Here is a 10,761-nt window from a genome sequence, read left to right on the forward strand (position 1 = left end):
GGTCAGCGACAGCGGGGCCTGGCCCAGCCGGGCGATGACGGCCTCGGCGAAGGCGCGGGTTCCCACGGGCTCGCCGGCGCGGCCCATGTCACAGGTGAGAACCCCGTCCTCCAACGTCCGCAGCCAGGCGTTGCGGATCCTGGCCGCCGCCTCGCCCTGGTCGATGTGGTCGAGCATCATGAGCCCGGCCAGCAGAAGGCCAGAGGGGTTGGCCACGTCCCGCCCGGCCAGGTCGGGCGCCGAGCCGTGGACAGCCTCGAACATGGCGCCGTGCGGTCCGATATTGGCCGAGGGCGCCAGGCCCACCGATCCGGCCACCTGGGCGGCGATGTCGGAGATGATGTCGCCATAGAGGTTGGGGGCCAGCACCACATCGAACATCTGGGGCGTATCGGCGATGCGGGCTGCGCCGATGTCGATGATCATGTGGTCCTGGAGGATGTCGGGATAGTCCTGGCCGACCTCTTCGAACACCCGACGGAACAGGCCGTCGGTCATCTTCATGATGTTGTCCTTCGTCATGCAGGTGACCTTCCGCCGCCCCTGGCTGCGAGCGAACTCGAAGGCGTACCGGGCGATCTTCTCGCAACCGGGCCGGCTCATCAGCTTCAGGCACTGCACCACGTCGGCGGTCTGCCGGTGCTCGATGCCGGCATAGAGGTCCTCTTCGTTCTCCCGGATGATCACCAGGTCCATGTGGGGAACCCGGGTGGCGACGAAGGGGGCGTAGGTCGCCACCGGCCGCACATTGGCGAACAGGCTAAGGCTCTTGCGGATCGTGACGTTCAACGACTTCACGCCGCCGCCCTGCGGGGTGGTGATGGGCGCCTTGTAGAAGACGCCGGTCCGCCGCAGGCTCTCCCAGCCGTCGGGCGTGACGCCCGCGCTGTGGCCAGCCGACCAGACCGAGGCGCCCAGCTCGATGAACTCGGGCGCGAGGCGCGCCCCGCCGGCGTCAAGGATGCGCAGACAGGCCTGCATGATCTCTGGACCGACGCCGTCGCCCAGGGCGACTGTGATCGGGGCAGGGGCGGATTGGGCCATGGGGCGCTCCTCAGGCTGGGCTTGGCCATCCCCGTCTAACGGTGCGGCAGCAATTATTTCTCTTGATTGTCCGCATATCAGAGATGAGTATTTGAAATCATGACGCCGGATCGCTTCGAGAATCTCGACCTCGACCTGCTGCGCACCTTCGTGGCCATCGCCGAGGTTCGGAACCTGACCCGGGCTGGCGAGCGGCTGGGCCGGACCCAGAGCGCCATCAGTCTGCAGTTGCGGCGGCTGGAAGAGCGGCTCGGCGTGACCCTCTTTTCGCGCGATCCGCGCCGGGTGGTGCTCACCGATGAGGGCGAGGCCCTGCTGCCCCAGGCCCGCCAGATGCTCCGGCTCAATGACGAAATCCTGGCGGGCCTACGCGGCGACGACCTGGCCGGGGAAGTGCGGCTGGGCGCGCCGGAGGACTTCGCCACCCAGTACCTGCCCGAGGTGCTGGGCGCCTTCGCCCGGGCCCATCCGCATGTGGCGCTCAGCGTCACCTGCGACCTGACCCTGCGCCTGCTGGACGGGCTGAGGGACGGGGACTTCGACCTCGTCCTGGTCAAGCGCGAGCCGCTGGGTCCTGACCTCGGGGTGCGGGTGTGGCGCGAGCCGCTGGTCTGGGTGGCCGCCGATCCGGGCGTGCTGGAGCCCGGCGCAAGGGCGCCCCTGGTGCTGGCGCCGGCGCCCTGCGTCTATCGCAAGCGGGCCATCGCGGCCCTGGACAGTCGTGGGATTTCCTGGCGCTCGGCCTATATCAGCCCGTCCCTGGCGGGCCAGCACGCGGCCCTGCGCGCCGGGCTGGGCATCACCGTCCTGCCCCGGGACATGGCGCCGTCCGATCTGGTGGTGCTGGGGGAGGAGAGCGGCCTGCCGGATCTGGCCGATGCGGAAATCGCCCTGATGCGGCCGCGCGGCGCCATTCCGGTGGCGGCCGAACGCCTGGCCGAGCACGTGCTGCACGCCCTGGACCGCCGCAGCCCGCCTCGCGCGGCCTGAGCGGCGGCGGCCTCAGGCCTCAGGCCTCAAGCCCAAGCCTCAGGCCTCAGCCGTCGGTCTCCGCCAGGGTGAGGGCGACCAGCGCATTGGCGTGGCCATGACCCATGCCGTGCTCGGTCTTGAGCATGGCCACTAGCTCCATGTGTTTGGCCGGCAAGGCGGCGCGGATCAGGGCCTTCCACTCGGCGATCGGACGGCCATAGGTCTTCTCGATGGACGGGAAGTAGGACGCCGGCCCCTTGATCTTCGGTTCGCTCATGGGCGCCAGTCATCGACGGCCCCTCGTATTTGTCAATGCGGGGCAAAGCAGGCTGGACGGCGCCTGCGGCAATCCGCTTCACTCCGACGAGGAGGGCCACAAGAGCCCGAGGGAGAGAAGCATGGCGCAGTGGACCAACTGGTCAGGCAGCGTGGCCGCGACGCCGGCGCGGTTTGAACAGCCGCGGACCCTGGGCGAGCTCCAGGCCCTGGTGCGCGAGGCCGAGCGCGTCCGCGTGGTGGGCGCAGGCCACTCCTTCACTCCGCTCTGCCAAACCGAAGGTCTGCTGCTCAATCTGGCCGAGCTTGAGGGCGAACTGGTGGTGGCGCCGGACCGTCGCACGGTCACCGCGCCTGCGGGCTGGAGCCTGAAGCGGCTGACCAAGGCCCTGTGGGACGAGGGCCTGTCCCTGCCCAACCAGGGGGACGTGAACCCCCAGTCCCTGGCCGGAGCCATCGGCACGGGCACGCACGGGACCGGCCGCGACCTGGGCAGCCTGTCCACCCTGGTGCGGGGGGTGCGCGCGGTGGGGCCGGACGGACAGATGCTTGAAACCAGCCCCGCCCAGGAGCCGGACCTCTTCGAGGCCCAGCGTCTGTCGCTCGGCCTGTTCGGCGTGATCGTGGCGGCGACCATCGACGTCCTGCCGGCCTACCGGCTGGAGGAGCGGGTGGAGAAGAAGCCCATGGCGTGGGTCTATGAGAACTTCGCCGATCTGGCCCAGCGCCACCGGCATGCGGAGTTCTTCGTCTTCCCCTATGCCGACGAGGCCATCGTCAAGACCCTGCACCCCATCGAGGCGGAGGACACCCCGCGCGGCCAGCCGAGCAATGAGGAGGAGATCTTCCGCTTCTGCTGCGACCTGACGCGGACCTTCCCCTTCCTGGCCGGCCCGATCCAGAGGTTCATGACCCGGGCCTCGGGCGATGTTCACAAGGTGGGGCCCGCCTACCGCATCTTCCCCTCCACCCGGAACGTGCGCTTCGAGGAGATGGAGTATGAGCTGCCCCGGCAAGCCGGACTGCCGGCCCTGAAGGCGGCCATCGACTGGATCCGCAAAGGGCGCCGCCCGGTGGCCTTTCCCTTCGAATTCCGCTGGGCGGCGGGGGATGATCTGTGGATCAGCCCGTTCAACGGCGGGCCGGGCGCTTCGATCTCCATGCACCAGTACGCCCGCATGCCCTGGGCGCCCCTGTTCGCCGCCGCCGAGCCCATCTTCCAGGACCATGGCGGGCGGCCCCACTGGGGCAAGCGTCACTTCCTCAAGCGCGCCGATGTGGATCGCCTCTATCCCCAGGCCGAGCGCTACCGGCAGGTGCGCCGCCGGGCCGATCCCCAGGGGAAGTTCCTCAATCCCCACCTCGCCGAACTGTTCAGCTGACCGGAGCGCCCATGTCCGCCCTATCCGACGACCGCCGCCTGCATGGCCACCTGATCGGTCAGCAAGGCTCGCGCCGGGCGCTCAACACGCCGGTGCTGGTCCTCGATCTTGACGTGCTCGAGGCCAATATCGCCGCCATGGCCCGAAAGGCCGCCGCCGCGGGGGCGCGGCTGCGTCCCCACGCCAAGACGCACAAGAGCGTCGATATCGCCCGGCGCCAGGTGGCGGCCGGCGCCTTTGGCCTGTGCTGCGCCAAGCTGGGGGAGGCCGAGGCCCTGGCGGCCGGGGACATCGGCAATCTGCACGTCACCTCGCCGGTGGTTTCCCCCCCAGCCATCGCCCGGCTGGTCGCCCTCAACGGGCGCAGTCCTGGCCTGTCGGTGGTGGCCGACCATCCCGATAATGTCGCAGCCCTCGCCGCAGCCGCGCAGCCGGACGCCCCGCTCACCGTCTATGTGGACATCGATCCCGGCATTCGGCGCACAGGCGTGGCCGGCGACGAGGCGGCGGTAGCCCTGGCCCGGCAGATCGCCGAAGCGCCATCCCTGCGCTTTGGCGGGGTCCAGAAGTATTGCGGCCGCGAGCAGCATATCGAGGACTATGCCGAGCGTCGGGCGGCCATCCTCGCCCAGACCGAAGCCCTGAAGGGGACCCTTACGGCCCTGGCGCAGGCGGGTCTGGCGCCCCCCGTGGTCACCGGCGGCGGGACGGGCACCCATGAGATCGACCTGGAGCTCGGGGTCTTCAACGAGCTTCAGGTCGGCTCCTACGTCTTCATGGACGACCAGTATGCCGCCTGCCAGCTGGGCGCCGCGCCGGGCCAGCCCTATGGCCGCAGCCTCATGGTGGACGCCCGGGTGGTCAGCGCCAATCACGGCCCCCTGGTCACCCTGGATGCGGGGTTCAAGGCGTTCTCCACCGACGCAGATCCGCCCCAGGTGCTGGCCGGCGCCCCGGACGGGGCGCGCTTCGCCTTCATGGGGGACGAGCACGGCGCCCTGATCGCGCCGGGGGTGGGCGAGGCCCTGCGGCCCGGCGAGATGGTGACCCTGGCGGTCCCCCACTGCGACCCCACGGTCAATCTCTATGAGAGCTATCACGTGGTGCGGGGCGACACCCTGGTGGACATCTGGCCGGTGAGCGCCCGCGGCCGCAGCCGCTGATCGCGCCGACGACATAACAACAAGACGGGAGACGCGCGGTGAAGTTCGAAGACTATCGTCGGTGCGACATGACCGCTCTGGCCGATCTGGTGGCCCGGCGTGACGTGTCGGGCGCCGAACTGCTGGAGACGGCGCTTGAGCGGGCGGCCGCGGTCAATCCGCAGATCAACGCCATCACCCTCGACCTGGCCGACTTCGCCCGGGCCGAGCTGGACCGCGGGGTCAAGGGCCGGTTCGCCGGCGTCCCCTTCCTGCTCAAGGACCTGGGCGCCCAGCTGGAGGGGACGGTGACCACCGGCGGATCGCGCGCCTTCGCCCAGGCCCGCGCCGGCGCCGACAGCGCCATCGTGGCGGCCTATCGTCGGGCCGGCCTGGTCATCTTCGGCAAGACCAACACCCCGGAATTCGGCCTGGCGCCGGTGACCGAGCCGGCCCTCTTCGGCCCCAGCCGCAACCCGTGGAACCTAGCTCATACGCCGGGCGGGTCGTCGGGCGGCGCCTCGGCCGCCGTGGCGGCGGGCATCGTGCCGGGCGCCCATGCCAGCGACGGGGGCGGCTCGATCCGGGTTCCCGCCGCCGCCTGCGGCCTGTTCGGCCTTAAACCCTCCCGCGGGCGGGTGTCCTTCGCGCCCCTGGGGGAAGGCTGGGCCGGCGCCTCCATGCAGCACGCGCTCACCCGCTCGGTGCGCGACAGCGCCGCCCTGCTGGACATCATCTGCCAGCCTCAGCCGGGCGACCCCTACTTCCTCGCCCCGCCCGAGCGCCCCTTCGCTCAGGAGGTGGGCCGCGATCCGGGCGTGCTCAAGATCGCCTTCTCCACCGCCTCCCTGGCCAGTCCGGAGCTGGACCCCGAATGTGTCCAGGCCGTGCGTGACGCCGCGGTCCTATGCGAGAGCCTGGGCCATCAGGTGGAGGAGGCGGCCCTGCCTGGGGACATGGCGGCCCTGTCCCAGGCCGCGGGCGTGATCATCGCCGCCAGCGTCGCCGCCACCCTGGAGGCCGAGGCCGAGCGGCGCGGCAGGCCCATCGCCGAGGACGAGGTCGAGCTGACCACCTGGATCAGCTACCGCCGGGGCCGGGAGCTGAGCGCCCCGCAATATGTCCAGGCGGTGAGCACGGTTCACGCTTTCGGCCGCGCCATGGCCGGACTGTTCGCCGACTACGACATCCTGCTTCTGTCCACCACGGGGCGTCCGGCGCCGCCCGTGGGCTGGCTGTCGGAGGACCTGTCCCAATACGCCAGCAGACTGTTTTCCTTCATGAACAACACCCAAGCCTTCAACAACACCGGCCAGCCGGCCATGAGCGTGCCCCTGGCCTGGAGCGCCTCGGGCCTCCCGCTCGGGCTCCAGTTCGTGGCGCCCATGGGCCAGGAGGCGCGTCTTTTCCGCCTGGCCGGTCAGCTGGAACAGGCCAGGCCCTGGTTCGACCGCCTGGCGCCGCTCTGAGAGGCGCCGACATGCATGTTCGAATTGCGCAAGAGGCTGACATTGAGGCCTGCGTCCGCTTAGCCGAGGCGCGCCGGGCCCTCTACGAGACGTTTGAACCTCGGTTCTGGAAGCGGGCTGCCGGCGCCTCCGAGCTGAGCCGGCTCTGGTTCGCCCACCTGTTCGCCAAGGCGGAAACGCTAGCCCTTGTTTCGGAGACGGAGGGACAGGTTCGGGGTTTCCTCATCGCCCAGCCGACGCCCTCGCCGCCGGTCTATGATCCGGGCGGAAGGACCGCGCTTATCGATGACTTCGTGGTGGAGCCTGATCTCTGGCCGATCGCTGGGCGAGGTCTTCTGGATGAGGCGCGCCGACGCCTGCGAGAGCTCGGCTACGCGCAGATCGTCGTGGTGGGCGCCCGCCGCGATGAAGCCAAGACGGCGCTTCTGGAGGAGACGGACCTCTCGCTGGCTTCGACCTGGTGGACAGCTGCGCCATGACCGCAAGCGCTTTGGACTTGATGGCGAAAGATCAGATTGACCGATGACCCCACCCTTCATCCTCTACGGGCTGCCCCATTCGCTCTATACGGGCCCGGCGCGGGCCTATCTGCGGAAGCAGGGGCTGCCGATGGTGGAGCGCTCGCCGCGCGATCCGGAATTCACCGGCCAGGTCCAGCCGCTGATCGGTCGGTCCATCATTCCGGTGCTGGTGACGCCGGACGGCCAGATCGTCCAGGACAGTATCGACATCATCGACCATGTGGAGGCCTCTGGAGCCCGGCTCAGCGCCTATCCCGAAGGTCCGCGCCAGCGATTTGCAGCCCACCTGCTGCAGCTGTTTGGCTCCCAGGGCCTGCTGCGCAGCGCCATGCACTATCGGTGGACCTATTACGACCAGCAGGCGGCCTTCCTCGACCACGCCTTTGCGGCCGGCGCGCCGGCCGGGGCGGCGCAGAATGTCATGCGCCGGATGCAGAGCTACCTGCCGGCTCTGGGGGTGCGGGAGGAGACCATCCCCCTGATCGAGCAGGGCTTCGCCGATCTGCTGGCGGCGCTGGAGGCTCATCTGAGCCTGCACCCCTATCTGTTGGGCGGCCGCCCCAGCATTGGCGACTACGGGCTGTTTGGTCCGCTCTACGCCCATTTGGGCCGCGACCCTGTGCCTTCGGACATCATGAAGCGCACGGCGCCGGCGACCTATCGCTGGATCGAGCGGCTGCATGCGCCCGATCTCGACCTGCCCGACATGCCGCAGGCCGAAGGTTGGATGGCGGATGACGCCGTGCCGGCCACGGTGGAAGCGGTGGTGCTGGAGATGGGGCGGGAGATGGGGCCGGAACTGGCCGACAAGCTTGCCTGGCTGGAAGCGCATTATCAGCGCCTGGCGCCGGCGGACGGCGAGCCGGTGAGCGCCAAGCCCCATCAGCGGACCCTGGGCCTGGCGCCGAGCCGCTATCGCGGCGCGCCTGACGAGGTGGGCGTCCAGCCCTACCTTCTCTATGTGGTCCAGCGGGCCGAACGCGCCCTGCGAGAGTTGACGGGCGAGGACCAGGCCTGGGCGCAGGATCTGCTGGCGCGCGCCGGCCTGTCCGCCGTCGGCGCGCCGCGCAGCGCCCGGGTGGACCGGCGCAACCACATCGAGGTCTGGGCGCGGGCCTGAGTCCGGGCGCCTCTTCTAGCGCGTCATCCAGGGCTTGGACCGGGCCGCCGATCGTGCGCCGGCCGGATCGCGGGGCGAGCGGCCCCCGGGCGGCTGGCTGCGGGCGGCCTGGGCGGCCTTCTTCAGCCGCAGGGCGCGCTGCATCGGGGTTTCGCCCGGCGGGGCTTCTGGGTCGCTCATGGCGGCGGTCTTTCTTCGAGGGGGAGGGCTGAAGGCGCTAATGGGCGGGCTTGCGCCGGCGCATAGTCACCAGATAGGCGGCGATGACGCCCGTGGCCACCAGGCCGATGAGCAGGGTGGAGATGGCGTTGATCTCCGGGCTCACCCCCAGGCGCACGGCGCTGTAGATGCGCATGGGCAGGGTGGTGGCGCCGGGGCCGGAGGTGAAGCTGGCGATCACAAGGTCGTCCAGGGACAGGGTGAAGGCCAGCATCCAGGCCGCGGCTACGGCCGGCGCGATATTGGGCAGGGTCACCAGCACGAAGGCCTTCCAGGGCGGCGCGCCCAGGTCGCGAGCGGCTTCCTCCAGCGCCTCGTCGAAGGAGACCAGCCTCGCCTGCACCACCACCGTGGCGTAGCAGAGGGTCAGGGTGGTGTGGGCGATCATCACCGTCCAGAAGCCCCGCGCAAAGCCCACAGCCACGAACAGAAGCAGCAGGGACAGACCCAAAATCACCTCGGGCATGACCAGCGGGGCGTAGGTCATGCTGGAAAAGAGGCCGCGGCCCTTGAACCGGCCAGCCCGCACCAGGCCCAGGGCCGCCAGCGCGCCCAACAGGGTGGCCAGGGTCGCCGAGACGAAGGCCACGCGGAAGGTGACCCACACGGCGGCCAGCAGCTGTTCGTTCTGGAAGAGGGCGACGTACCAGCGGGTGGAGAAGCCGCCCCACACCGTGACCAGCCGGCTGTCATTGAAGGAATAGACCACCAGCAGCACGATGGGCAGGTAAAGGAAGGCCAGGCCCAGGACGATGGCGGCGATGTTGAACGGGCTCGGTCCGCGCCGCATCACCGGGTCTCCATCATCTTGGTCTGCTGACGCTGGAAGATGACGATCGGGATGATCAGGGTGGCCAGCAGGACGATGGCCAGGGCGCTGGCGGCCGGCCAGTCGCGGTTGGCGAAGAACTCCGTCCAGATGGTCTTGCCCAGCATCAGGGTGCCCGAACCGCCCAGCAGGTCGGGAATGACGAACTCGCCCACCATGGGAATGAAGCAGAGCAGGGCGCCCGCCAGCACGCCAGGCAGGGAGAGGGGGAAGGTCACCCGCCAGAAGGCCTGGGTCGGCGTGCAACCGAGATCGGCGGCGGCTTCCAGCAAGCTCGCCTCCTGACGCTCCAGCACCGCATAGAGGGGCAGCACCATGAAGGGCAGATAGGCGTAGACGAGGCCGATATAGACCGCGGTGTCGGTGTTCAGCAGGTCCACCGAGGGCAGGCCCACGGCGTTCAGGGCCATGTTCAGCAGGCCAGCAGGCTTCAGAATGGCGATCCAGGCATAGACCCGGATCAGAAAGCTCGTCCAGAAGGGCAGGATCACCGCCATCAGCAGGGCCTGGCGCAGGGCCGGGCCGCAGCGGGCCATGCCATAGGCCAGCGGATATCCCACCAGGAGCAGGATCACCGTCGCCACGGCGGCGAACTTCAGGCTGGAGAGATAGGCGGCCAGATAAAGACCGTCCCGGCCCATGCGGGCATAGGCTTCGAAATCCAGGGCGCGGACGAAGGCGGTCAGACCGGCCAGGCCTTGGGACCAGTCGATGCGCGGCGCATAGGGCGGGATGGCCAGGACCACGTCCGACAGGGACAGCTTGGCCACCATCAGGAACGGGATCAGGAAGAAGACGGCCAGCCACAGGAAGGGCAGGAAGGCCGCCCGCGCCTCCCAGCTGGGCCGCCCGCGCGGCCGCCCCAGCCGCTTCCACGGTCGGCGCGACCGCGGGCCGCCGGTCTCGCTCATCGGGTGAGCACCACGGCGGAGTCGCGGTCAAAGGTCAGCCAGACCCTGTCGTCCCAGTCCACCGGCCGTTCCACCACGCGGCTGGCATTGGCCCGCGCGGCGCGGATGGTGCGCCCGCCGGGCAGTTCCACCAGATAGGTGGTCCAGTCGCCCAGATAGCCGATGTCGGCCACCACGCCCTCCAGCCGGTTGGGCCCGGGCGGCGGCGGATCCAGATGCACCCTGATCTTCTCCGGCCGCACGGCCAGCCAGGCGGTGGAGCCGGGCGGCACCTCGGATTCTTCCACCGCCTCCAGGCCGCTGGGCGCCTCGGCGCTGACCAGGCGGATGATGTCGCCGTCATCGGCTTCCACCCTGGCCTCGAACAGGTTCACATCGCCGATGAAGTCGGCCACGTAGCGGGAGTTCGGCGCCTCATAGACGTCGGCCGGGCGGCCGATCTGGACCAGCCTGCCCGCCCGCATCACCGCGATCCGGTCGGCGGTGATCATGGCCTCTTCCTGGTCATGGGTGACGATCAGGAAGGTCATGCCCAGGCGCTGCTGCAGGGCCATCAGCTCGAACTGGGTCTCTTCCCTCAGCTTGCGGTCCAGGGCGCCCAGGGGCTCGTCCAGCAGCAGCATTTTGGGATTGGGGGCGATCGCTCGGGCCAGGGCCACCCGCTGGCGCTGACCGCCCGACAGCTGGTCGGGCTTGCGGTGGGCCAGGCCCTCCAGCCGCACCAGGGCCAGCATCTCGTCCACCCGGGCGGAAATCTCCCCCTTGGGCTTCTTCAGCTGCTTCAGGCCAAAGGCGATGTTCTGGGCGACGCTGAGATGGGGAAAGAGCGCATAGGACTGGAACATCATGTTCACCGGCCGCAGGTGCGGCGGCCGG

The 10,761-nt window shown here is 69.7% G+C and carries 12 protein-coding genes; 6 read left to right on the forward strand and 6 right to left on the reverse strand.

Annotation, left to right across the window (positions count from 1 at the left end; translation table 11 throughout):
* On the reverse strand, positions 1-1,044 hold a 1,044-nt coding region (locus V7D28_RS10515; protein WP_333587339.1), incomplete at its 3' end, for an NADP-dependent isocitrate dehydrogenase.
* Positions 1,045-1,143: 99 nt separating this feature from the next.
* Here V7D28_RS10515 and V7D28_RS10520 point away from each other — a divergent pair.
* Entirely contained in the window at positions 1,144-2,034 is an 891-nt protein-coding gene (locus tag V7D28_RS10520; RefSeq protein WP_333587340.1) for a LysR substrate-binding domain-containing protein, read from the forward strand.
* Between the two features lie 46 nt (positions 2,035-2,080).
* Here the strand turns inward: V7D28_RS10520 and V7D28_RS10525 are convergent, their stop codons facing one another.
* Positions 2,081-2,293 (reverse strand): DUF4287 domain-containing protein, encoded by a 213-nt coding sequence (locus tag V7D28_RS10525; RefSeq protein ID WP_333587341.1) that lies wholly within the window; start codon positions 2,291-2,293, stop codon positions 2,081-2,083.
* A gap of 121 nt (positions 2,294-2,414) precedes the next feature.
* Here V7D28_RS10525 and V7D28_RS10530 point away from each other — a divergent pair, with 121 nt between their 5' ends.
* Genes V7D28_RS10530 through V7D28_RS10550 form a run of 5 tightly spaced genes read left to right on the forward strand, consistent with a single transcriptional unit; the run spans position 2,415 to position 7,926 of the window.
* Entirely contained in the window at positions 2,415-3,674 is a 1,260-nt protein-coding gene (locus V7D28_RS10530; protein WP_333587342.1) for a D-arabinono-1,4-lactone oxidase, read from the forward strand.
* 11 nt (positions 3,675-3,685) lie between these two features.
* On the forward strand, positions 3,686-4,837 hold the full coding sequence (locus tag V7D28_RS10535; protein ID WP_333587343.1) for a DSD1 family PLP-dependent enzyme: 1,152 nt from the start codon (positions 3,686-3,688) through the stop codon (positions 4,835-4,837).
* A gap of 38 nt (positions 4,838-4,875) precedes the next feature.
* Positions 4,876-6,285, forward strand: coding sequence for an amidase (locus V7D28_RS10540; protein WP_333587344.1), 1,410 nt, complete (start codon positions 4,876-4,878; stop codon positions 6,283-6,285).
* Positions 6,286-6,296: 11 nt separating this feature from the next.
* A complete protein-coding gene (locus V7D28_RS10545; RefSeq protein WP_333587345.1) occupies positions 6,297-6,764 on the forward strand; it encodes a GNAT family N-acetyltransferase in 468 nt (155 codons plus the stop codon).
* A 43-nt stretch (positions 6,765-6,807) separates the two neighbouring features.
* Positions 6,808-7,926: a glutathione S-transferase family protein gene (locus V7D28_RS10550; RefSeq protein ID WP_333587346.1), complete on the forward strand. Its 1,119-nt coding sequence runs from the start codon at positions 6,808-6,810 to the stop codon at positions 7,924-7,926.
* A gap of 15 nt (positions 7,927-7,941) precedes the next feature.
* Here V7D28_RS10550 and V7D28_RS10555 read toward each other — a convergent pair whose 3' ends face one another.
* The 4 genes from V7D28_RS10555 to V7D28_RS10570 all read right to left on the reverse strand — a co-directional run.
* Positions 7,942-8,106 (reverse strand): hypothetical protein, encoded by a 165-nt coding sequence (locus V7D28_RS10555; protein ID WP_333587347.1) that lies wholly within the window; start codon positions 8,104-8,106, stop codon positions 7,942-7,944.
* A 37-nt stretch (positions 8,107-8,143) separates the two neighbouring features.
* The gene (locus tag V7D28_RS10560; protein WP_333587348.1) at positions 8,144-8,935 is read right to left on the reverse strand and encodes an ABC transporter permease; all 792 of its coding nucleotides are present in this window, start codon (positions 8,933-8,935) and stop codon (positions 8,144-8,146) included.
* A complete protein-coding gene (locus tag V7D28_RS10565; protein WP_333587349.1) occupies positions 8,935-9,885 on the reverse strand; it encodes an ABC transporter permease in 951 nt (316 codons plus the stop codon). The genes V7D28_RS10560 and V7D28_RS10565 overlap by 1 nt, the downstream gene beginning before the upstream one ends.
* Positions 9,882-10,761: ABC transporter ATP-binding protein (locus V7D28_RS10570; protein ID WP_333587350.1), on the reverse strand; the 880-nt coding region annotated here is incomplete at its 5' end. The genes V7D28_RS10570 and V7D28_RS10565, both read right to left, overlap by 4 nt.

This window comes from Phenylobacterium sp., assembly GCF_036723115.1.
GTDB lineage: Bacteria > Pseudomonadota > Alphaproteobacteria > Caulobacterales > Caulobacteraceae > Phenylobacterium.

Excerpts from the sequence above, each read along its gene's own strand:
- V7D28_RS10565 (WP_333587349.1), bottom strand. The coding sequence starts at position 9,885 with ATGAGCGAGACCGGCGGCCCGCGGTCGCGCCGACCGTGGAAGCGGCTG.
- V7D28_RS10545 (WP_333587345.1), top strand. The coding sequence starts at position 6,297 with ATGCATGTTCGAATTGCGCAAGAGGCTGACATTGAGGCCTGCGTCCGC.
- V7D28_RS10535 (WP_333587343.1), top strand. The coding sequence starts at position 3,686 with ATGTCCGCCCTATCCGACGACCGCCGCCTGCATGGCCACCTGATCGGT.
- V7D28_RS10530 (WP_333587342.1), top strand. The coding sequence starts at position 2,415 with ATGGCGCAGTGGACCAACTGGTCAGGCAGCGTGGCCGCGACGCCGGCG.
- V7D28_RS10525 (WP_333587341.1), bottom strand. The coding sequence starts at position 2,293 with ATGAGCGAACCGAAGATCAAGGGGCCGGCGTCCTACTTCCCGTCCATC.
- V7D28_RS10520 (WP_333587340.1), top strand. The coding sequence starts at position 1,144 with ATGACGCCGGATCGCTTCGAGAATCTCGACCTCGACCTGCTGCGCACC.
- V7D28_RS10555 (WP_333587347.1), bottom strand. The coding sequence starts at position 8,106 with ATGAGCGACCCAGAAGCCCCGCCGGGCGAAACCCCGATGCAGCGCGCC.
- V7D28_RS10560 (WP_333587348.1), bottom strand. The coding sequence starts at position 8,935 with ATGCGGCGCGGACCGAGCCCGTTCAACATCGCCGCCATCGTCCTGGGC.
- V7D28_RS10550 (WP_333587346.1), top strand. The coding sequence starts at position 6,808 with ATGACCCCACCCTTCATCCTCTACGGGCTGCCCCATTCGCTCTATACG.